This is a genomic window from Nocardia fusca NBRC 14340 (genome assembly GCF_001618425.1).
Lineage (GTDB): Bacteria > Actinomycetota > Actinomycetes > Mycobacteriales > Mycobacteriaceae > Nocardia > Nocardia fusca.
This window is the reverse complement of sequence record NZ_BDCU01000031.1, coordinates 46944-68549: the sequence shown is the minus strand read 5'-3', so window position 1 is coordinate 68549 and position 21606 is coordinate 46944. Positions and strand designations below refer to the sequence as shown.

The 21606-nt window shown below is 68.8% G+C and carries 17 protein-coding genes; 8 read left to right on the top strand and 9 right to left on the bottom strand.

Going from position 1 to position 21606, the window contains the following annotated elements; genetic code table 11:
• Positions 1–2: 2 nt before the first annotated feature.
• From NF4_RS20750 to NF4_RS20715, 8 genes are all read right to left on the bottom strand, one after another.
• Complete coding sequence (locus NF4_RS20750) at positions 3–1637, bottom strand: FAD-dependent oxidoreductase (protein WP_063129025.1); 1635 nt, start codon at positions 1635–1637, stop codon at positions 3–5.
• A complete protein-coding gene (locus NF4_RS20745; RefSeq protein WP_063129024.1) occupies positions 1634–3865 on the bottom strand; it encodes a molybdopterin-dependent oxidoreductase in 2232 nt (743 codons plus the stop codon). The genes NF4_RS20750 and NF4_RS20745 overlap by 4 nt, the downstream gene beginning before the upstream one ends.
• The gene (locus NF4_RS20740) at positions 3862–6012 is read right to left on the bottom strand and encodes a molybdopterin-containing oxidoreductase family protein (RefSeq protein WP_063814656.1); all 2151 of its coding nucleotides are present in this window, start codon (positions 6010–6012) and stop codon (positions 3862–3864) included. Before NF4_RS20740 ends, NF4_RS20745 begins: the two co-directional genes overlap by 4 nt.
• A 99-nt stretch (positions 6013–6111) precedes the next feature.
• Positions 6112–7650, bottom strand: a complete 1539-nt coding sequence (locus NF4_RS20735; protein WP_063129022.1) for a class I adenylate-forming enzyme family protein — start codon at positions 7648–7650, stop codon at positions 6112–6114.
• 203 nt (positions 7651–7853) lie between these two features.
• A complete protein-coding gene (locus NF4_RS20730; protein ID WP_063129021.1) occupies positions 7854–9104 on the bottom strand; it encodes a CaiB/BaiF CoA transferase family protein in 1251 nt (416 codons plus the stop codon).
• The gene (locus tag NF4_RS20725; protein WP_063129020.1) at positions 9101–9739 is read right to left on the bottom strand and encodes a PaaI family thioesterase; all 639 of its coding nucleotides are present in this window, start codon (positions 9737–9739) and stop codon (positions 9101–9103) included. The genes NF4_RS20730 and NF4_RS20725 overlap by 4 nt, the downstream gene beginning before the upstream one ends.
• Positions 9740–9804: 65 nt before the next feature.
• On the bottom strand, positions 9805–10578 hold the full coding sequence (locus NF4_RS20720) for an enoyl-CoA hydratase/isomerase family protein (RefSeq protein ID WP_063129019.1): 774 nt from the start codon (positions 10576–10578) through the stop codon (positions 9805–9807).
• A 7-nt stretch (positions 10579–10585) separates the two neighbouring features.
• Positions 10586–11770 carry an aromatic ring-hydroxylating oxygenase subunit alpha gene (locus tag NF4_RS20715; protein ID WP_063129018.1) on the bottom strand — a complete coding sequence of 395 codons (1185 nt, stop codon included), beginning with the start codon at positions 11768–11770 and terminating at the stop codon, positions 10586–10588.
• Positions 11771–11858: 88 nt separating this feature from the next.
• Here NF4_RS20715 and NF4_RS20710 point away from each other — a divergent pair, with 88 nt between their 5' ends.
• The 6 genes from NF4_RS20710 (at position 11859) to NF4_RS20685 (ending at position 18779) form a co-directional block, all read left to right on the top strand.
• Positions 11859–12494, top strand: coding sequence for a TetR/AcrR family transcriptional regulator (locus NF4_RS20710; RefSeq protein WP_063129017.1), 636 nt, complete (start codon positions 11859–11861; stop codon positions 12492–12494).
• 512 nt (positions 12495–13006) lie between these two features.
• Positions 13007–13309 carry a ferredoxin gene (locus NF4_RS39360; protein WP_084533312.1) on the top strand — a complete coding sequence of 101 codons (303 nt, stop codon included), beginning with the start codon at positions 13007–13009 and terminating at the stop codon, positions 13307–13309.
• Positions 13306–14535 (top strand): cytochrome P450, encoded by a 1230-nt coding sequence (locus NF4_RS20700; RefSeq protein ID WP_063129016.1) that lies wholly within the window; start codon positions 13306–13308, stop codon positions 14533–14535. Before NF4_RS39360 ends, NF4_RS20700 begins: the two co-directional genes overlap by 4 nt.
• Positions 14536–14664: 129 nt before the next feature.
• A complete protein-coding gene (locus tag NF4_RS20695; RefSeq protein ID WP_063129015.1) occupies positions 14665–14871 on the top strand; it encodes a hypothetical protein in 207 nt (68 codons plus the stop codon).
• Between the two features lie 320 nt (positions 14872–15191).
• On the top strand, positions 15192–16481 hold the full coding sequence (gene dinB, locus NF4_RS20690) for a DNA polymerase IV (RefSeq protein WP_084533291.1): 1290 nt from the start codon (positions 15192–15194) through the stop codon (positions 16479–16481).
• Positions 16482–16673: 192 nt separating this feature from the next.
• Positions 16674–18779 carry a neutral/alkaline non-lysosomal ceramidase N-terminal domain-containing protein gene (locus NF4_RS20685; RefSeq protein WP_063129014.1) on the top strand — a complete coding sequence of 702 codons (2106 nt, stop codon included), beginning with the start codon at positions 16674–16676 and terminating at the stop codon, positions 18777–18779.
• A gap of 40 nt (positions 18780–18819) precedes the next feature.
• On the opposite strand, the gene NF4_RS20680 is transcribed toward NF4_RS20685, so the two are convergent.
• Positions 18820–19614 (bottom strand): SDR family NAD(P)-dependent oxidoreductase, encoded by a 795-nt coding sequence (locus NF4_RS20680; RefSeq protein WP_063129013.1) that lies wholly within the window; start codon positions 19612–19614, stop codon positions 18820–18822.
• Between the two features lie 113 nt (positions 19615–19727).
• Between NF4_RS20680 and NF4_RS20675 the strand changes: the two genes are divergently transcribed.
• A complete protein-coding gene (locus NF4_RS20675; RefSeq protein WP_063129012.1) occupies positions 19728–20711 on the top strand; it encodes an alpha/beta hydrolase in 984 nt (327 codons plus the stop codon).
• 1 nt (position 20712) lies between these two features.
• Positions 20713–21606, top strand: a complete 894-nt coding sequence (locus NF4_RS20670; protein ID WP_063129011.1) for an SDR family NAD(P)-dependent oxidoreductase — start codon at positions 20713–20715, stop codon at positions 21604–21606.

The window sequence follows — 21606 nt, the reverse complement described above, 5'->3', positions numbered from 1 at the left end:
GCTCACCCCTGGGCCCGATCGACGGCGGCTACCCGCGTGGCGACCGCGGGGTCCACGATCTTGACGCGCGGGCGCCCCGATTCCTGTCCGCGCTGCCGCTCGTGCCGGTCGATCGCACGCCAGTCCGCGCCGCTCAGCGCGTCCGGGCACCGACGGCGGATCAACGCCGGGAAGTCCGCGGGCGCTGCCGAGGGCGTGGGCAGAAGGCCGCGCCGATGATCCTCCACCAGCGTGGCCACCGTTTCGGCCGCGCAGTACCGGTTCGTTCCGATCACCCCGGTGGCACCGCGTTTGATCCACCCGGCCACGTACTGGCCCGGGACGGGTTCGCCATTCCCCGGGTCGGTCACGCGTCCCGCGATATTGGCGACGGTTGCCGTGTGCTCGTCGAACGGCAGGCCGGTGATCGGCAGGCCCCGGTATCCGGCGGCGCGGATCACCAGGCCGCACCGAATCGACTCCGCCGCGCCGGTCGTGGTGCCGCGCACCCTCAGCGCTTCAACACGCTCGCTGCCTTCGACCGCCACGGGTGTGGCCCCGAAACGCAGCACGATCCGCTTGTTCCCCGGAGTCGGCCGCCGGCGGGCGTACTCGGCCAGGATCCGCAGTTTCATCGGCGCGTCCGGCCCGGCGGTGACCGGGCCGCCCACCAGCACATCGACCCCCGGCAGTGAACCCAAGGCCAGCAGTTCCGGGGTCGTACAGGCGGCATGTTCGGGGCCGCGGCGGCCCAGCACGAGCACCTCCTCCACCGCACTCTCCGACAGGGCCGCCAGCGCATGATCCGCGATATCCGTGCCGCCCAGCCGCTCCCCGTCCATGACCAGGATGCGTGCCACATCGAGGGCGACATTGCCGGTGCCGACCACCACCGCACGGCGCGCCGACAGATCGAAGCGCCGGCCGGCGTCATCGGGGTGGCCGTTGTACCAGGCGACGAACTCGCGCGCGGAATGACTGCCGGGCAGATCCTCACCGGCAATACCGAGCCGGCGATCCCCGGCCGCGCCGGAAGCGTGCACCACGGCGTGATGGTGGTCCAGTAGCTCCGGCACGGTCACATCACGACCCACCTCGACTCCGAGATGCATGGTGAACCCGGGGCGGCGCGCGGTCCGCGCGAAGACCCGGTCGACGGTTCTGGTGCGCCAGTGGTCGGGCGCCACACCGAACCGCACCAGCCCGCCGGCCACGGGCAGCCGCTCCAGCATCGTCACCTCGGCGGCGATATCACGGCGGGCCAGCAGTTCCTCGGCCGCGTAGAACGCGGCGGGCCCGGATCCGACGACGGCCACTCGCAGCGTCGTGGGTTTCGCGTCGGTGGCGGTCGCGATGGACAGCGGCAGCGGCTGTACGTGGGCCCCCGGCGCGGCTGCTCGAGGGTGACGGTCGAAGTATTCGGCGTTCAGGTCGCGGTAGCGCTGCTGTTCGGGACGCAGGGAATCCGCGGACGCGATGGCGTCCACCGGGCAGACATCGGCGCAGGCACCGCAGTCGATGCACGCACCCGGGTCGATGTAGAGCATTTCGGTGGTCCGGTATTCGCGTTCGGCCGGTGTGGGATGGATACAGTCCACGGGGCAGACCGCGACGCAGGTGGCGTCGTTGCAGCAGTTCTGGGTGATCACATGGCTCATCGGGTGCGCTCCTCGCGGCAGCGGGTGACGGTGACGGGCACCCCGTTGAAGATCGGGGCGGCGGTCAAGGGTTCGAGGGCGTCGGTATCGTCCACCAGCGCGTTGTAGTCGGCGCCGGGTGCGGCGGCCGAACGGGTGGTGCGCAGCCCGGGGCCTTGGTGTCCCCAGCCGTGCGGCATGCTCACCACCCCGGGACGCAGCGCGTCGTCGAGACGTAGTTCCGCGGTCACCGTGGCGACCGGTGAGCCGACGGTCACCCGGTCGCCGTCGACCAGAGCGCGCCCGGCCGCGTCCGCCGGATTCATCAGCAGCGCGCACTGGCCGTCGTCGGGTTGCGGCAGGGCGTTGTGCAGCCATGAGTTCATGGCCCGGCGCTGCCGCCGGTTGATCAGCAGCAGCTCCGGCACCGGCCGGGTGAGACTGTCCCGCAGGCGGGCCACATCGGCGACGATCGGCTCCGGGGCCAGGTCGATCCGGCCGTCCGGGGTGCGCAGAACTTCGGGAAGGCGCGGGCGCAGTGGCCCGTAGTCGATGCCGTCCGGATCGGCCTCCAGCAGCGCGAGCGTCAGTCCGCCGGGTTCGCTGCCGAAGCGGTCTCCGTAAGGGCCGCTGCGCAGGCGCAGATCCAGTAGCCGCTCCGGCCCGCGCCGGTCCCCGGTCGCCGCGAAAACGCGATCGGGATCGGCACCTGCCAGCTTCGCGGCCCGGCGCGCGGCGATCGCGGCGATATCGTCGTCCAATTCCTCTGTCGTCCGGTGTGTTTCGCCCTTGGCGATAGCGGCCAGGCGCAGCAGGATCTGCCATTCGGCCAGTTCGCCGTCGGCGAGATCGATCAGCGGGGGCGTGTAGCGCGCGACGTTGCGTATCTGGAAATGCGCGAGGGTCACGTCGTGATGCCCGCGGGTCGCCAGCGGTGGGGGTGGCAGGATCACATCGGCATGCCGGGTGGTTTCGTTGATGTAGCAGTCCACCGAAACCATGAATTCCAGTTCTTGCAGGGCTTTTTCGACTCGGCCCGTGTTCGGTAGCGACCGCGCGGGATTGCCCGCCACGGTGAGCAGGGCGCGAGTACGTCCCGGCCCGGGAGTCAGGATCTCCTCGGCGAGGCAGACCGCGGGCAGTTCACCCATGGCCTCGGGCAGCCCGCGCACCCGCGACCGCCACCGGCCGACCATCGGGCGCACGGTGGATATCGGCCAGGTATTGGGACCGCCGGCGGGTGGCAGCGCGAACATCGCACCGCCGGGCCGGTCCAGATTGCCGGTGACGACGGTGACCACCTCAACCAGCCAGTTCGCGAGAGTGCCGAATTCCTGCATACAGCTGCCCATCCGGGAGTGCGCCACGGCCGCGTCGGCCGCCGCGAACCCGCGGGCCACCCGGCGCACGAGATCGGGCTCGATACCGCAGGCGAGGCCCACGACTTCCGGTGGGAATTCACCCGCCAGTTCCAGGACTTCGGCCACCCCGCGCACCTGCTCCGGGATCCGATCCGGGCGGGTCGCGTGCTCGGTCGCGATCACCGACAGCACACCGAACAGAAACAGCGCGTCGGTGCCGGGACGGATCGGCACGTGCAGGTCGGCGAGTGCGGCGGTATCCGTGCGCACGGGATCGACCACGACGAGGGTGCCACCGCGGGCACGCAACCGGCGCAACCGGTCGGCCATTCCGGGCGCGGTGACCGTACTGCCGTTCGACACCACGGGATTCGAGCCGAGGATCAGCAGATACTCGGTACGGTCGATATCCGGCAGGCTCAGTCCCAGCCCGGTACCGTACAGCAGGATGTGCGCGAGGTTTTTGGGCCAGGTGTCGACACTGGCGGGCGAATAGATATTGCGAGTGCCGAGCGCCGCGATCAGTTCGCCCAGGTAGAAGGTCGTATCCAGATGGTGCGCGCCGGGATTTCCGTGGTAGATCGCGCAGCTGCCCGGATCACCGGTCACGAATTCGGGTAGCCGGCGGGCAATCTCGTCGAACGCTTCGTCCCAGGTGGCCGGGCGGAAGCCACCGCCGGAGGTCCGCAGTAACGGTGTCCGCACCCGGTCCGGGTCGGATTCCAGCGCTCCCAGACCGAGTCCTTTGGCGCAGCTGTGCCCGGCGCTGAACACATCGCGCGGGTTGGCGGTGATCCGGCTGATCCGCCGGCCGTCGATATCGACGAGCAGGCCGCAGGTCGATTCGCACAGCGGGCAGATACGGTGGGCGCCGCGCAAGGTCGTCATTTCGCCTCCGGGGTTGTTCGCGGCGCCGGTTCCACGGCCACCGGGACGGCCGTCAGGGTCGGCATCGCATTGATCGTCTGCGCCCCGGCGGCGCCGGTCAGCGCGTTGACGTTGACGCCGAGTTCCGCGCCCGGGTCGAGGGAGCCGAAGCAATGGGTCATCGTGACGGTGCCCGGCGCAACGGTGTCGTCGGCACGCACGGTCGTGCGGACCCGGCCTGCCACGGAACGCACGGTGACCACCGCACCGTCCACGAGACCGTAGGCGGTGAGATCGTCGGGGTGCAGTGCGGCCGGATTGCCCTGTCCCGGCACCAGGCCGGGCACCTGGATGCCGGTCGAATTGACCGCCTCTCGTATCCGGCGGACCGTCAGGCGTAGCGGAAATCGGTTTTCCACAGTGCGTTCGGAAAGTGCGGCGCGCAGTTCCGCGCGAACGTCGCCGGGCATCAGCCGCAAACGGTGACCGGCCGCGGCGGGGTTCGGTGGACCGACCACCGCGCCACCGGTATCCGCCGGGTAGCCGTGCGGTGCGGTGACGAGTTCGCCGAACGGGACCCGTCCGCGCTCGGTCATCATGGCCAGCAGCTCGTCCGCGGTGGGCGGACGATCCGGATCGAGTATCCTGCCGGCGAATTTCACCGGTTGCCCGGAGGCCGCCGCGAGGTCGAAGAAGAACCGCCAGTCGTCGATCGTGCCCGGCGGTGGATCCAGTACCGCGGGTGTGTACTGGGCGAAGGGCCGGGGGAAGAACGGTTCCATGATCGCGGTGTGATCGGCGCGCTCGTACATGGTCGTGGGGGCGATCACGTAGTCGGCCAGCCGGGCGGTATCCGAGAACCGGGGGTCGACGCAGACCAGCAGGTCCAGTGAACGCAACGCACGCAGCGTCTTCGCCCGTCCGGGAAGCGCGGCCGCCGGATTGCCGCCGGAGACGATCAGCGCACGCACCCGGCCGGGGCCCGGCGCGAGTATTTCGTCCGCGAGTATCCCGGACGGCAGTTCACCCCGGATCGCTCGCACCGAGCCGATCCGGCTGCGGAATCCGTGTTCATAGGACCGCGCCGGTGGCACCACCTCGGCGCGGGCGGGTACCGGGCGAGTGAGGACCGCCCGATCGTCGGCGCGTTCCCCCTCCCGCAGGTACCGGCCACACACCACGTTCAAGGCGGCTACCAGGTGCTCGGCGAGGTTGGAATGCGGTCCCATGCACAGGCCGGTGCCGGTGGTGGCCATCCCGCGCTTCCCGTCGGCGAATATGCGGGCGGCGGTGACCAGCTGTGTTTCCGACACACCACAGATGGCCCGGACCACCGCGGGCGTCACCGGCGCGACGGCCGTGTCGAGTTCGCTCAGGTCAGCGACATACCGGGCGCAGAATTCCGCATCGTGGCGTTGTTCGCGCAGGATCGTCCGCAGGACGCCCGCGAACAACACGGCATCGGTACCGGGCCGGGGCGCCAGATGCAGGTCGGCGAGGACAGCGGTTTCGGTGCGGCGCGGATCCACCACGATGAGCTGCAAACCACGCGCGCGGGCGGCGCGCAGGGTGACCGACGGATTGTGCACCACGGCACCGTCACCGTCGCCGCCGTTCCCGGAGACCACCGGATTCGTCCCGGCCAGCAGCCACACATCGGCGTCCTCGAATCGCTGCCGTCCACCGAGGTAGCTGCCCATGCGTTCGGCCACCACCCATTTCGCCGACTGATCGATCGTCATGGTGGAGAACAACTTGCGCGAGCCGGTACCGCGGAACCAGGCCCGTGCCAGCATCGGGGTGAGGGCCGCGAAGTTCTGCTGTGTCCCCATGAACAGGGCCACAGCGTCCGGCCCGTGCCGCTCGACGATGCCGCGGAGGCGCTGCGCGATCTCGTCCACCGCCACGGCGACCGGCACCGGGGTGTGGTCGCCCGTGCCGGTGCGGCGCAGCGAACTGGTCAGCCGGTCCGGTCCGTGCGCGAGATCACCGGCTCGCCGGCCTTTCGGGCACGTGTAGCCAACGGAGATCGGGTGTTGGGCGTCCCCGAGAACCCGCGTGATCCGGCCGTCCTCGATATCGAGCAGCACTCCGCACGAGGAGGCACACAAACGGCAGTACGAAACGCAACGCCGGGCGGAGGTGCCGGTTTCACCAAGAGCGGCCACCGAGGTTCCTCTCGCCGGCGTCCGGGCGGGACGGCCCCTCATCGCGCCGTCCCGGCCGGATTCGCGCACACCGGACGACGGCCGGCCACGGGCGGAACCTCATGCGCCGGCAGGCCGGCCCTCGACCACGACCGCTTCGGCGGGCACCTCCGGGAACCGCTTGCGCAGCAGCGGTTTGGCGAGCTTGCCCGAGAAGGTCCGCGGCAACGGCTCACCCAGGGCCACGGCATGTTTCGGGCGTTTGAACTTGGCGAGATCGGTCGACACGTGGGCGATATCGGCGATGATCTCGGCCGCGGGTCGCTCACTGTGGAAAACCACCATGGGCACCTCACCCCACCGGTCGTCGCGTACCCCGATCACCGCGAGATCGACCAGACCCTCGATCGCGTGTAGTGCCTGTTCGATCTCCGCCGGATACACATTGAGGCCGCCGGAGATCAGCATGTCCTTGCTCCGGTCCACGATCTTGAGGAACCCGCCCTCGTCCTGCAGGCCCAGGTCGCCGGTGCGCAGCCAGCCGTCGACCAGGGTGGCCGCGGTCGCTTCCGGCTTGTTCCAGTACTCGCGCATCACGTGTTCGCCGCGCACCAAGATCTCACCGACCTCGCCGGCCGGTGTGTCCACACCGGGATCGCCGATCTTAACCTGCGTGCCGACCAGCGCCAGCCCGGCGAACCCGGGGCGGGTGCGGGCATCGGCGAAGCTCAGCGTGGCGACCATGCCCGATGCCTCGGTGAGGCCGTAGGCCTGGGTGAGCGGAATCCCGTGCGATCGGTAGAACTCGACCAGGTCCAGGCTCACCGGGGCGCCGCCGGTGCCGGCGAAGGTGAATTGCGCCAGCTTGCGGGAGCCGAAATCGGGCAGTGTGGTCATCCGCTCCCAGATCACCGGCACCGTGGTGGTCGCGGTGATCTGCTCGCGTTCGAGGGTGTCCAGCGCGATCTCCGGGTCGTATTCGCGCAGCAGCACCATGGTCGCGCCCGGGACCACCACCAGCTGCATGAAGATCGACAGCACCGACCCGGTGTACACCAGGGGCGCCGAACACAGGACCCGGTCGCGGGCGGTGAACCCGTGGCTGACGGTCTGCGAGATACCCGGAGCCATCGCACTCCGATGAGTGACCAGGGCACCCTTCTGGACCCCGGTGGTGCCCGAGGTGTAGCAGATGAATGCCGCATCGTCGCCGGCGATATCCACCCGCACCGCCGGACCGGGGTCGAGCAGGCCGTCGTACGGGCGGTGCGCGTCGCCACCGATCGCGAAGGTCTCGAATTCGGCCTGTTCGGCGGCGACCTCCAGCAAGGGAGCGAAATCGTCCTCCACGATCACCACCCGCGGCGCCGAATCCAGCACCATCGGAGCCAGTTCCTTGGCGGTGAGCCGGAAGTTCAGTGGGACGCTGATGGCGCCCAGTTTGAGGGTGGCCAGGATGAGGTGCGCCAGTTCCGGGCGGTTGAGCATCATGACCGCGACCCGGTCGCCCTTGCCGACCCCGCGAGCGGCCAGACCACGCGCGAGCGCGTCGGTCACCGCGTCCACCTCGGCCCAGGTCTCGGCGGAATCGCCGAACACGATGGCCTGCTGGTCCGGACGGGTCTTGCCCCAATAGCGAGTCAAGTCCGCAAGATTCATCTGAGCTCCTCGTGATCCGCCGGAGACGCCGGCCATAGACAGGGGCGATGTGATCGCGCTCACTGCGTGCCGTAAACCTAACACCTGTAGATAGCTGGGGCAATACCCGATTTCGGCGATATGCCCGGATCCGCCCGCACGCACGCCGACGACGCCCGCGGTGCAATGCGCACCGGGGCGTCCTCATCGGCGGTAGTGCTGGATCAGCCCGCCACCGGAGCTCCTTCACCCACCGGTTGCCCACCGATAGCCGTAGCGATCCGTTCATCGTCGTATCCCGCGACTTCGCGCAACACCCGCGCGGTGTCGGCCCCCACGGCCGGGGGAAGAGCGGGCGCGAACTTCTCCCCCGCCACCCGGACGGGGCTCACCAGGAATTCGAGTTCCCCGGCGCCCTCGTACTCGATGCGATAGGTGTTCTCCCGCGCCCGGAAATGCGGATCGACGAGCATCTCGGACACAGTATTGACCGGGCCGCCGGCGATCTGATGTTCGAGGAACAACTGCACCCACTCGTCCCTGGTGCGCTGGGCGAAGATCTCGGTCAGCGCCCGCCAGACGAGATCCGCGCGCGCGGGCGCCTCGTCGTCGGTACCGGTCAGATCCACCTCCACGAGATCGTCCCGTCCCACCGCGACCAGGAAATTGCGCCAGAACTTCTCCACATGGGACCCGAAGAGTATCGCCGCGCCGTCCTTGGTCCGGTATGCCTCCAAACGTGGCCAGTCGGGCAGCCGCCCGTCCGGCAGCCAGGTGGGCCGGGGCACAGAACGGTCGCGGTTCAGCTCCGCGTCCGCCAGATCCGGCATCCACGCCGCCGCGATGTCGATCCCGGACACCGCCACCCGGCATCCGGCACCGGTGGCGCGGGCCCGGTGCAGGGCCGCGAGCAGTCCCATCGCCCCGTAGGCGCCGAGCGCGTACATGGCGATCGGCGGACTGGTCGAGCCGGCGATACCGGTGACCGGCGGCTCGTCCGGAGTGGTCACCTCGCGCAGTCCCGCATAGGCGTCGAACACCGGGCCACCGGTGCCGAGCGTCCGGTAGGGGCCGTCGGTGCCCATCCCGGAGACGGTGCACAGGACGATCTTCGGATTCGCGGTTCGCAGTGCGTCGAAGCCGATACCGAGCCAGTCCAGGTACCCGCCGCGCATCCCCTCGATCACGGCGTCGCAGGAGCTCGCCAGATCGAGGAACGCCTGTTTTCCCGCGGGCGTCCGCAGATCGAGTACCACGGACTTCTTTCCCCGGTTCCAGCGCAGATGCATGAATGCCGGTCCGTCCGGTGCACCGACCGCGCGGCTGCCGCCGACCCGCACCGGATCACCCGCCGGCGCCGATTCGATCTTGATCACCTCGGCGCCGAGATCGGCCAGATGCCCGCCCAGTGAAGAGGGTGCGAGCTGGGCCACCTCGAGTACCCGCACGCCGTCCAGCAGCGAGAAGCCGCTCATCGCCCGGCTCCTTCCTGTCCATCGGAGATATTGTGTGTCTGTCCGGGTTTCAGCTCGATCCACAGACCGTCGGCTTCGGCGAGCAACAGATCACCGTGGTGGAGAGCACCGCGCATGAAACGCTTCCGGCCTTCCTGCCGGACGAAACAGCCGGTCACCGTCAGTTCGGTGTGTAAGGGCGCGGGCGCCCGGAAATCGACGGCGAGATGCGCGGTCCGCGCCCACAGCCGGCCGTGATTGGCCAGCCGGGCCAGGAGCTCGTCGAAGATCAGCGGGGTCACGCCCCCGTTCATCGCGTACCGCCCGGAATGGAATCGACCCACCGTGACCCGGCCCCGAGCCGAGGTCGCGGTGATCTCGTCGAGATGCAACGGCGGCGCCAGCGCATGCCCGCGCCCGGCCAGATCCCAGCGCTTACCAGCGGTCTGCCTGTCCTCGTCGACTTCGAATTCCCGCATCGCGGTGGCGATCTCGGACAGGCACGCGCCCGCCGCGTCGGCCACCGCCGGGGTCGGCCGACTCCTGGTGACCGCCTCCTGAACGGCCCGCAGGGCCCGGACGAGCTCAGCGTATTCGTCGACGGACTCGCAGGTCGGCAGGAAGGGATCGTCCCAGCCCAGGTCCGACTCACCCACACCGAGTCCATCCGGCGGAGGCCCTACCCGGTCGGGCGGCGCTACCGTCTCCGGTCCCGGCCCGCTCATACCTCGACCTCCGGATCCCGGCTCCGGGTCGCGAAGAAGGACGTGAACATCTCGGAAATCGGCTGGTCCGCCAGGTTGGACCGCACCGCGGTGTTCTCCCGGTCGAACCGGTCACGCAGGCTCCGCCCGGCACCTTCCAGCAGCAGCGCCTTGATCTCACGCAACCCCTCGGCCGGCCGCTCCGCGATCAGCTCCGCAAGACCCACCGCGGCCCCCGCGACATCGACCGCGTAGCGATGCAGCAACCCGATCCGATGCGCCTCGGTGCCGCGCACCTCGCGCGCCGTCAACAGCAGGTCACGGGTGTGCGCCCCGCCGATCATCGAGTCGAGCAACCAGGTGAGGTTCACACCACCGTATTTCGCGGCGGATACTGCCATCGAGGTGCTCGCGCCACCGACCCGCAGATCCGAGCACACGGCCAGCATGGTGCCCGCACCGTGTGCCGCGCCCTGCACGGCCGCCACGGTGGGCTTGGGAAACGTGACGTAACGCCACAGCAGGTCCTCGCGCTCGGTGGTCGCCGCCACGGCCTGCGCGGGCGTCATCGCGGCGAGTTCGACAAGGTCGTACCCGGCGCTGAACGCCCGGTCTCCCGCCCCGGCGAGAACCACCGCGCGCACCGAGTCGTCCGCCGCGGCCGCGGACAGCTCGTCGTCCATCCGCCGGTGCAGGGCCAGGGTGATCGCATTGTGCACGGCGGGCCGGTTCAGGGTCAGCCGCAGCACCCCCGGAGCCGGCCGGTCCACGCGCAGATCGGTATCGCTCACGACGCCGCTACCGGCTGGGCACCGGCCGAGCCGTGCGCTCCTGATCGAGCGTGGCGACATCGGCGGCGACCATATTGTGGAACATCTGGCCGGGCAGTTCGTTACGTCCGTAGATCAATTCACGCACCTGGCCGTGCGCGGCATTGTCGGTGATCGTCTTGGTGACGAACCAGTCCTCGGCGTGGAGGGTTTCCATGAGCAGTTCCCAGTTCTTCTCCAGGACCCGCTCCTCCCGCGGCGTCTCCGGCCTGCGGGGTGACAGCAGCCGGATGGTGCAGTAACTGATGTTGGGGTCGTCCTTGTCCGGGACGATGGTCCAGATCTCGAAATGGTTCGGCTCGGTGACCAGCATGGTGCCCGGGTAGACCGTGTAGTTCGCCAGCGAGTAGTCGCGCACATCGAAGCTGTCCGGATCGGCGTCGCGTACCTCCGTGATCGCCTTGCGCGCCACCACCAGCCGCCAGGACCGGCCCACCGGATCGAAGGCGGTGATGTTGCCCTCCAGGTAGTTGCAGACCGTCTTGGTGTGCAACTGACAGAGGTGATAGGAGTCCTGCACCCCGTCCACGGCGATCTTCCAGTTCATGCCCAGCCGCCAGGTCTCCTTGCGGACCTGATACGAGCCGGCCAGCCCGGTATCGGTGACCTCGGCGTCGTGCTTGGGCCCGAGTACCGCGGCGATATCCAATTCCGCGCCCACGGTCGGCACCACCCAGATCAATCCGTGCCGCACCTCGCACGGGAATTCGACCAGTCCGTACTCCGAACGGTCCATACCCTCGAATCCGTCGGCGTGCGGTAGCCCCCGCAGCGACCCGTCCTTGCCGTAGGACCAGTTGTGATACGGACAGGAGAAGACCCGCTTGCAGCCCGACTCACCGAATTCGACCCTGGAACCACGGTGCCGGCACACATTCGAGAAGGCCTTCACGCTGCCGTCGTTCTGTTTGACCACCAGCAGCGGGGTGCCGATCAGCTCGGTGGTCAGGAAGTCGCCGGACTTCTGTAGCTCGTCGACGTGCGCCACGATATGCGGGAATCGGCGCACCACCTCGCGTTCCTTGGCGGCCAGCTCCGGATCGTCGAACACCGAGAAGGGCACGCGGAGCAGATCGTCCGCATAGTCGGTGGTGTTGTTGTCCACATGAGCGATCAGCCGCTGCGTGAGCCTGATCTTCTCCTCGCGCTCCATACGTCCGAGCGTGGCACGTGTTACAAATTTTGTCCAGCGTCTTATCTAATACTTTTCGATTTAGGGAGCGCTTGGTACGGTGCGTTCCGTGACAGCGAGCGGCACGAGGACAGCGACCGGAACCGACCCGCGGTCGGCCATCCTGGCCGCGGCGGAATCGTGCTTCGCCCGTTACGGCATCACCAAGACCACCATGGAGGATGTAGCCCGCGCGGCGTCGGTCTCCCGGGCCACGGTGTACCGCTACTTCACCGATCGCGACTCACTGGTCACCGAATCCGTGACCCGCCGGGCCCGGGCGAACATGGGCCCGGCCCGCGCCTACATCGCGCGCTGGCCGAGCATCGAGGAGAAGCTGGTCGAGGGAATCTGCGAGGACATCCGCAAGGGCATGCTCGACCCGATGATGCACCGCCTGGTCTCGCCGGAGGAAATGATCCTGTCCACCCAGTTGCTCACCGATTCCGGACGCGCGGTCGAACTCACCTACGAGCTGTGGGAGCCGGTACTCGCCGACGCGCAGCGGACCGGCGAGCTCCGCCCCGAGCTGGATCTGCGCCTGGTCTGCGAATGGATCTCCGAGATAGAGATCATGTACATCAGCCGCAGCGCCGAGGAAACGAGCTCCCTGGATCGGGTCCGCGAGAAGATCCGCACTTTCGTGATACCGGCCCTCGTCACGGGCGCCGGACAGCACGAGCGGGAGACGAGCCCCGGGCACTGACCCGACACCTTCGCGCGGGACGTACACAAGCGGCGTGGCGCTCCGCGCCACTTCCCGGCCGGCCCGCCGGCCCCCGGCGCGATGCGAGCCGGCATCCGTTCCGCGCCTCTCGATACACGTTTGTCGTGATCCACAGGACCGTTCTGCACCACGGCCATGACAGCAACCGGCACTTGACCTGCTCTCGCCGGGCAACCCACCACACCCGGTCTGCCGAACCAGAATCGCGTCCGATAGCACTGTGAGACAACGTTTTTCGACTATTGCAAGGCGATACGCCAGAGCTGCTGACAAATTACGATTGACGTCATACGTTCTATGAAGTATTTTTTTGTGATCTGCAGCACTCTTCCTGCCTCGTGTGCGCCTACGCGATCGACCGGTTCGAGCCGAGCCACCGGCCCTGCTCGGTCGACAGCACCCCGGGCACATCGCACTACTCGAGAGTGGAGACGCCATCCATGAAGTCCGCACACCCATTCGCCGGCATCACCGCGACCGGATCACCTCCGATGACCCCGACCCCTCACCGTCGACGTGACACCGGAGCAGAAGCCGAGCCGGCGGCATCCGGTATCAGCACCGCCTCGGTTCACCTCGTCGTCGACCGCCGCGCCTGCGCAGGCCACGGCATGTGTTATTCCACCGCGCCCGACCTGGTCGAACCCGACGAACAGGGCGATCCGGTGATCCTGCTCGACCCCGTACCCGGCACCTATCGCGGTGACGCCGAAACGGCCGCCGCCGCCTGTCCCGAACGTGCACTCACGCTGGCGCACGCCGCATCCCCCGCTTCCGAGGAATCACCACGATGACCACTGCCGCCGAAGTACCCGCCGACCTCGTTGTCGATTTCGATATCTACGATCAATCCCTCGCCGTCCCGGTCGATACCGTCCAGGAACGGGTAGCCGAACTCGCGGCCAAGGGAGCGGTCGTCTACTCCTCCGCGCACGGCGGCCACTGGATCGTGACCGGTTACAAAGAGATCCACGAAGTGCTGCGCGATCACGCGACCTTCTCGAGTCATCCGAACAATCTGGTCACCACCACCGCCGGTTTCGGCAAGTTCCTCCCGCTCGAACTCGATCCGCCCGAGCACACCGGCTACCGGCGCGCGCTGCAGCCACTGTTCGGCCCGACCCGCATGAAGGCGCTCGAGGACGATATCCGTTCGGTGATCAACGAACTCATCGACAGTTTCGCGCACCGCGGCCGAGCCGAGTTCATCTCCGAGTTCGCGCACGAACTGCCCACCCGGGTCTTCCTGGCCCTGATGGACTGGCCGATCGAGGATGCCCAGCTGTTCACCGATTCGACCGATATCCTGCTCACCGGCATCCCCGGGGCCAGTGAAGAGGAGTCGAACCAGGCCCGCGCCGAAGCCGCCTTCACCATGCTCGGCTACTTCCAGTCCATGATCGACGAGCGCCGCCGGCATCCCGGTGACGACATCACCTCGCAGATCATCGGCACCGAGTTCGAACTGCACGATGGCACCAGGCCGCTCACCGACGAAGAACTCAACCGGATGTTCTTCCTGCTACTGATCGCCGGACTGCACACCGTCCAGGGATCACTGGCCTGGAGCATCATCCACCTGGTCGGCAATCCCGATCAGCGCCGGGAGATCATCGAAGACCCGGCCGTCATCCCCACCGCCGTCGAGGAGATCCTGCGGTTCGAGGCCGCGGTCGTCCCAGGCCGGCGAGCGACCCGGGCAACGGAACTGGGCGGCGTCCGCATCGCAGAAGGCGATCAATTGATCTTGATGCTGTGTTCCGGCAACCGTGACGATGCGGAGTTCGACGAACCCACCGAACTCCGGATCGATCGGCTGCCGAACCGGCACCTCTCCTTCGGCGCGGGCGCGCATCGTTGCCTCGGATCCCATCTCGCCCGCCTCGAACTCCGGCTGGCACTGGAGGAGATCCATCGGCGGATCCCGGATTACGAGCTCGCCCCCCACGACCCCCCGGTCCTGCACGCCGGCCAGGTGCGCGGGTGCACGCGACTGCCGATCACATTCACCCCCTCCTGAGGTCGAGCGCGCCATCGGCCGCGAAGGGGATGCTTTTCACCGAACTCGGGCGGCTTTCCAGCGGCCAGGAGTGGTGCGGGCAACGACGCATCGAGCGGAAAGAGCATAATAGAAAACAGAAAGGTCGTCATGCGAGCGATACAGGGCCTGCTCAATCTGGTGTTGGGGATCGTAACGGCCGTGCTCGGCACGGTGGTGGGGTTGCTCGCGGCCGTGGTGTGGATTCTCGGTGCGGTGTTGTGCGCGACGATCCTCCTGATCCCGCTGGGGCTTCCCGTCATCAAGCTCGGCAGCCGTCTGTTCGGCCTTGCCCGACAACTGATGCATTACCCCTGACGCACCTCCCCGACGTCCACGCCGCAGGTAACGCTGCCCCCGGCGTCCATGACGCGCGCCGACCGGACTGGGGACGACTGCACCTCAGGACATGCCCACTGCCGGCGAGCGAACTCGAGTCGACCACCACATCCCCTGGGGATTTCTACCCACCGCATCGCGCGCCCCCACACCCGCCTCGACACATACATCTTGTAATGCCGCAGGTCGCGCATTCGGACTTATGACAGCTACGACCTGTATGTGACAACCAAAATCTGTAGTGACAAATGGGTCGATCTCCTCCGGGCGGCCCGCCACCCCACTGCTAGTGTGAACATATGTTCGAATACGGCCGGGGATCCCCCACGCCGGGGCCACCCGAGGACCCGGCGGAGACCGCGCCGCCCCCACGGCCCGCCCGGCGGCCGCGGATCGCCGCCCGGGATCACGCGTCGATCCTGCACGCGGACCTGGATTCCTTCTATGCCTCGGTGGAGCAGCGGGACCAGCCGCGGTTGCGCGGCAGACCGGTTCTGGTGGGCGGCGGAGTCGTACTGGCCGCCAGTTACGAGGCCAAGGCCGTGGGGGTCCGCACGCCGATGAACATCGGCAGGGCATTGAGCCTGTGCCCGGACGCGACGGTGGTCCCGCCGCGGATGTCGGCCTATGCCGAAGCCAGCCGGTCGGTGTTCGAGATCTTCGCCGATACCACCCCGATCGTGGAGGGAATATCGATCGACGAGGCATTTCTCGATGTCGCGGGACTGCGCCGGATCGCGGGTGAACCGGAGGCCATTGCCGCGGATCTGCGGGCGCGAGTGCGGCGGGAGGTCGGGCTGCCGATCTCGGTCGGCATCGCGGGGACCAAATTCCTGGCCAAGGTGGCCAGCGCGGTCGCGAAACCGGACGGGTTGCTGCGGGTGGAACCGGCCGAGGAACTCGGGTTCCTGCATCCGCTGCCGGTGCACCGGTTGTGGGGTGTGGGCCCGGTGACCGAACGCGCCCTGTCCGCGCACGGTATCGAGCGGATCGGGCAGTTGGCGGAACTGGGCGAGGCGGGGCTGCGGCCGATCGTCGGCGCGGCCGCGGCCCGGCATCTGCACGCACTGTCCTGGGCGCGCGATCCACGCCGGGTGGAGACGGGGCGGCGGCGGCGATCCCTCGGCGCGCAGCGCGCACTGGGCCACCGGCCGCACCCACCCGCGGAGATCGAGGCATATCTGCACGGCCTCACCGACCGGCTCGGCCGTCGGCTACGGGCCGCCCAGCGGTGCTGCCGCACGGTGGTGCTGCGGATGCGGTTCGACGATTTCACCCGCGCCACCCGGTCGTACACCCTGCCCGCGGCCACCGACCACACCGCGACGATCCTACGGGCCGCCCGGAACCTGCTGGCCGAGGCGATGCCGCTGGTCACCGCACGCGGCCTGACCCTGATCGGGCTGGCCTTGACGAATCTGGAGAACGCCGACCCCCGGCAGCTCACCCTGCCGTTCGGCCCGGGGCCCACCCCAGCGCTGGACACCACCTTGGACGCACTCCGCACCCGGTTCGGCTCCGGGGCGGTCACGCGCGCCGCGCTGCTGCGGCACGGTGAAGGTCTGTCGGTGCCGTTGCTCCCGGATTGATCCGAGCGCATCGTCGATCGTCCCGACACGGTGCCGATGCCGTTCGGGCCGGACGGGACCGCTACTCGCCGAGAGTATCGGGCGCGGTACGCATTCGAGGCCCCGATCGGACGCCACACCCGAGCCCGGGCCACATCTGGACGTTTGTTCAACAGTGTGGTTCGCTGCCATTCGAGCAGGAAGGACATCTCGATGGTGGCAACCTCCGAAACACGTGCCGCGGCACGATCCACGGATTCCGAGCAGGCGGCGCTCCCCCGCCGCAGGGTACTGGCGGGAGCGGCGGCCGCGACGTTCGCGCTGGGCGCACTCACCGCGACCGCGCCGGGTCTCGGCGAGCGGCTCGCCGCCACCGCACAGGCCGCACCCGGCGGCTATCTCGTAGGTCTGGGAATCTCCGATATCACCGGCCCCGCCGCGGAATGCGGCATGATGGGCTACTCCCAGCAGGATCAGACCACCGCGGGCATCCACCTGCGCCCCCGCGCCCGTGCGTTCGTCTTCGCCTCCGGGGCGGAGCGGGTCGTCTTCGCCGTCGCCGAGAACGCGATGATCTTCCAATCGGTGCACCGCGGCGTGCTCAGCGAATTGGGCCGCCGTTTCGGCGATCTGTACACCGAACGCAATGTCCTGCTCACGTCGACACATTCACACGCCGTCTGCGGCGGGGCCGCCCACGACTACGCCTACAACCTGTCGATCCTCGGGTTCAAGCAGCAGGTGTACGACGCCGAGGTGAACGGTCTCGTCGAAGCCATCGCGGCCGCGCACGCCGACCTCGCCCCCGGCACGCTCGCCCTCGGCCGCGCCGAATTGCACGACGCCAGCGTCAACCGGTCCCGGGTCGCCTTCGACCGCAACCCCGCCGCGGACCGAGCGCACTTTCCGGACGCCATCGATCCGGCGGTCACCACGGTATCGATCGGCAAGGGCGGCGAAGAAGTCGGCGCGATCACCTGGTTCGCCACCCACAACACCTCGATGACGAACAAGAACCGGCTGATCAGCTCGGACAACAAGGGATACGCGGCATTCGCCTGCGAGCACACCGACCACGGCGTGCGCTATCTCGACGGCGCACCGGGTTACGTCGCCGCCTTCGCCCAGACCAACGCCGGTGATATGTCGCCCAACCTGGATCTGCGGCCCGGTTCGGGCCCGACGGGCAACGAATTCGACAACACCCGCATCCTCGGTGAGCGCCAGCACGACGCCGCCCGCACGGCGGTCGCGGCCGCGAGCCCCATGAACGGGCCGGTGGGGTCGGTGTTCTGCTATATCGACCTGTCCGATATCGCGGTCGACGGACGGTTCACTCCCGATGGCGCCGCCCGCCGCACCGCCCCGCCCGCCGCGGGTGTGTCGTTACTCGCCGGCAGTGTCGAGGACGGCCCGGGTCTGCCGGGCGGCCCGATCCCGGAGGGCGTGCGCAATCCCTTCCTCGACTTCCTCGGCGACCCGCACCGGCCCGCGCCCGGATGGCTCGCCGATGCCCAGGCGCCCAAGGCGATCGCGGTGCCGTTCGATTTGCTCCCGCCGGCACCGTGGGTGCCCAGTGTGGTGCCGATCCAGATCGTTCGCCTCGGCGAGTTGTATCTGGCGGCGGCCGGTGGTGAATTCACCATCGTGGCCGGTCTGCGGGTACGCCGGGCGGTGGCGGCGGCGCTCGGGGTCGCACTGGATCAGGTGCTGCTCCAGGGGTACGCCAACGCCTACCACGAATACGTCACCACCCCGGAGGAATACGAGGCGCAGCAGTACGAGGGCGCGTCCACCCTGTTCGGCCGGTACACGCTGCCCGCTTACCAGCAGGAGTTCGCGCGGCTGGCCACCGCGCTCGCCACCGGCGCGGCCGTCGACCGGGGCCCGGCCCCGCGCGACCTCTCCCACCTGCAACCCGACTTCGTCCCCGCCCCCGGCCCCGATACCGCCCTCCCGGGACACGACTTCGGGGCGGCACTCACCCCGCCGGCCGCGCACTACACCCGCGGCGGCCGGGCGGAGGTGGAATTCGTCTCCGCCCACCCGAAACACAACCCCCGCCGCAACGGCACCTTCCTCGAGGTGCAACGGCTGGTGGACGGGACGTGGGTGCGGGTCGCGAACGAGGGTGAATGGGCCGTGCGCTTCCACTGGAGCACACGCGGCCCGGGTACCTCGGTGGCGTCCTTCACCTGGGACATTCCCGCCGATACCGCACCGGGACGTCATCGTTTCGTGCACTTCGCCGATCGGCTCACGCCCGACGGCCGCCTGGAACCGATCGTGGGGACCAGTACCGAATTCGACATCACCTGAGTCCGCTCGACCGCCGCGGCACGGCGATCGAGCGACCCGTTCAGGGCAGGATGGAATCGATGTAGCCGCCGTCCACGCGGACCGCGCCCCCGGTCGTGGCCGAGGCCTGATCCGAGGCGAGGTAGACCACCATATTGCCGATCTCGGCGGGTTCGATCAGTCGCTGGAGCAGCGAATGCGGGCGATGCTCCAGCATGAAACGGTGCTGGGCCTCCTCCCAGGACAGTTCGGAGCCGACCAGGTCGCGGACGAAATCCTCCACGCCGGGTGTATGGGTCGGACCCGCCATCACGGAATTGACGGTGACCCCGGTACCCGCCGCGGCTTTCGCGTATCCGCGGGTGACGGCGAGCAGCGCGGTTTTCGTCGTGCCGTAGTGCACCATTTCGAGCGGGGTCACCACCGCCGAATCGCTGGCGATGTTCATGACGCGACCAAAACCCTGCTGCATCATGCCGGGCAGATACATCCGGATGAGCCGGATGGCGGACAGCACATTCACCTCGAAGTAGCGCCGCCAGTCGTCGTCGTCGATCTCGAGTACCGGTTTCGCCTCGAAGATTCCGAGGTTGTTGACGAGGATATCCAGCTCGGGGACCTTCTCACGCAATATTCCGGCCCCCACCGCGGAGGACAGGTCGGCGGCGACGGCGCGCACCGAGGCCCCGGGGACCTCGTCCAGAATGCGGGTGCGGGCCGCTTCGGTCCGGTCCGGCCCGCGCCCGTTCACGATCACCGACGCACCGGCCCGCGCCAGCGCGGTGGCAATGGCGAGGCCGATGCCCTGGCTGGAACCCGTGACCAGTGCGTGCCGTCCGGAGAGGTCGATATTCATCCCTTCATCGTGCCGCACCACCACTGACCGGCCGGGGCTGCCACGCGGTTCCCCAGCGATGCGCGGTTTATCTGCCATTGACAAATGGCACATTGGTGAATGATTCTGAACGCATGACTAGGTCGACGAGGACCTCGCGCTCCGATGTGCCGCGGGCGCCCTCTCTGCGTTCGCGGCTGGCAGCCACCGCGGCGGAATACGGTCTGCGCCCGATCAACTGCGCGGTGCCGCTGAACCCACCGGGCGTACTGTTCGCCCGCACACTCATCGCGACGATCATGGAACTGGCCGGGCCACCCCTGCGCGGAACAGCCGTCCAGGAGGTCCGGACCGCCGGTGTCCGCGGCGAATGGGTGCGCGCCCCCGGCGTCCGGCCCGGTAGCCGGGCCGTCTACTACGTGCACGGCAGCGGATATGTGCTCTGCTCGGCCCGTACCCATCGCGGCCTGGCCTCCCGGTTGTCCCGCGACACCGGTCTGCCCGTATTCGTCGTGGACTACCGGCTCGCCCCCGAACACCGCTTCCCGGCCGCCGCCGACGATATCGCCGCCGGTTTCGAGTGGCTGCTCGGACAGGGCTTCGCCGCGCACGACCTGGTGATCGCCGCCGATTCCGCCGGCGGGCACCTCACCCTCGACCTGCTCTTGGAGAATGCCGCTCGGGGTGCGGCGCAGCCCGCCGCCGTCGCCCTGTTCTCCCCGCTGATCGATCTCACCTTCGCCCTGGCGACCGACCAGGAGCGGCGGCGGCGCGATCCGGTGATCTCGGCCCGGGCCGCCCGCCGGCTCCCCCGGGTCTACACCAGCGGGCACCCCGACGACGCCCCGCGGCTGCGGCTCACCGTCGCGGCCGGAACCGCGCTGCCGCCGATGCTGGTCCAGGCCGGCGGCGCCGAGATGCTCAGCGCCGACGCCCGGCACCTGCACACGATGGTCCGGGCCGCGGGCGGTGACTGCACCCTCGAGATCTGGCCGGGCCAGGTGCACGTGTTCCAGGCACTGCCGCGCCTGGCTCCCGAGGCCGACGCCGCCCTGGGCCGGGCCGCCGATTTCCTGTGCGCGGCACTCACGGTCGGCACCCCACGGAAAGTGAGCTGAGATGACAACCCTGCGCAACCTCCTGCCGTTCGGCAGCTCGGGCCGCACCCACGGCGCCCGCGCGGTGGTCACCGGCGCCGGGAGCGGAATCGGCCGCGCCCTGGCCCGCGAACTGGCCGCCCGGGGCGGACAGATCGTCTGCGCCGATATCGACGAGAGCCGCGCCGCGGAAACGGTGGCCCTCATCGAACGCGAACACCCAGGCGCCGCCCATGCTTTCCGCTGCGATGTCGCTCATCGTGCGGACGTGGAGATCCTCGCCCGGTTCGCCGACTCCGTATTCGACGGCGGGGTCTCGCTGATGGTCAACAACGCCGGCGTCGGAATCGGCGGGAAACCGGTCGGCGAAATCGGATTCGGCGACTGGGAGTGGGCGCTCGGTATCAACCTGTGGGGCGTGGTGCACGGATGCGAGATCTTCGCGCCCCGGCTGCGGGCCAGCGGCCGCGGCGGCATCATCAATGTGGCCTCGGCCGCCGCTTTCGCGGCCGCGCCCTCGATGGCGGTCTACAACACGTCCAAGGCCGGCGTGCTCGCCCTGTCGGAGACGATGGCCGCGGAGTTCAACGGCACCGATATCGCGGTCACCGTACTCTGCCCCACCTTCGTCCGGACCAATGTCGCCCGGGACGGGCGTATCACCACGGGTTCGCGCGATCTCGCCGACACCCTCATGCGCTGGACCGGCTTCTCCCCCGAGCGCGTCGCCCGCATCACCCTCGACGCGCACGACCGCGGCCGGCTGCATGTCCTCCCACAGCCCGACGCCCAGTTGATCTGGCTGCTCAAGCGCGCTTTTCCCGGACCGTACACCACCGTGGCGGGCCTGCTCGAGCGGCTGTTGCCGCAGGACGCAGCCGCCACGCCGACCACCACCCAGAGAACAGGAGTCTGA

Bases quoted from the DNA above. Each gene is read 5' to 3' on its own strand.
- NF4_RS20750 (WP_063129025.1), bottom strand. From the start codon at position 1,637: ATGAGCCATGTGATCACCCAGAACTGCTGCAACGACGCCACCTGCGTC.
- NF4_RS20745 (WP_063129024.1), bottom strand. From the start codon at position 3,865: ATGACGACCTTGCGCGGCGCCCACCGTATCTGCCCGCTGTGCGAATCG.
- NF4_RS20735 (WP_063129022.1), bottom strand. From the start codon at position 7,650: ATGAATCTTGCGGACTTGACTCGCTATTGGGGCAAGACCCGTCCGGAC.
- NF4_RS20730 (WP_063129021.1), bottom strand. From the start codon at position 9,104: ATGAGCGGCTTCTCGCTGCTGGACGGCGTGCGGGTACTCGAGGTGGCC.
- NF4_RS20715 (WP_063129018.1), bottom strand. From the start codon at position 11,770: ATGGAGCGCGAGGAGAAGATCAGGCTCACGCAGCGGCTGATCGCTCAT.
- NF4_RS39360 (WP_084533312.1), top strand. From the start codon at position 13,007: ATGACCCCGACCCCTCACCGTCGACGTGACACCGGAGCAGAAGCCGAG.
- NF4_RS20700 (WP_063129016.1), top strand. From the start codon at position 13,306: ATGACCACTGCCGCCGAAGTACCCGCCGACCTCGTTGTCGATTTCGAT.
- NF4_RS20695 (WP_063129015.1), top strand. From the start codon at position 14,665: ATGCGAGCGATACAGGGCCTGCTCAATCTGGTGTTGGGGATCGTAACG.
- dinB (WP_084533291.1), top strand. From the start codon at position 15,192: ATGTTCGAATACGGCCGGGGATCCCCCACGCCGGGGCCACCCGAGGAC.
- NF4_RS20685 (WP_063129014.1), top strand. From the start codon at position 16,674: ATGGTGGCAACCTCCGAAACACGTGCCGCGGCACGATCCACGGATTCC.
- NF4_RS20680 (WP_063129013.1), bottom strand. From the start codon at position 19,614: ATGAATATCGACCTCTCCGGACGGCACGCACTGGTCACGGGTTCCAGC.
- NF4_RS20675 (WP_063129012.1), top strand. From the start codon at position 19,728: ATGACTAGGTCGACGAGGACCTCGCGCTCCGATGTGCCGCGGGCGCCC.
- NF4_RS20670 (WP_063129011.1), top strand. From the start codon at position 20,713: ATGACAACCCTGCGCAACCTCCTGCCGTTCGGCAGCTCGGGCCGCACC.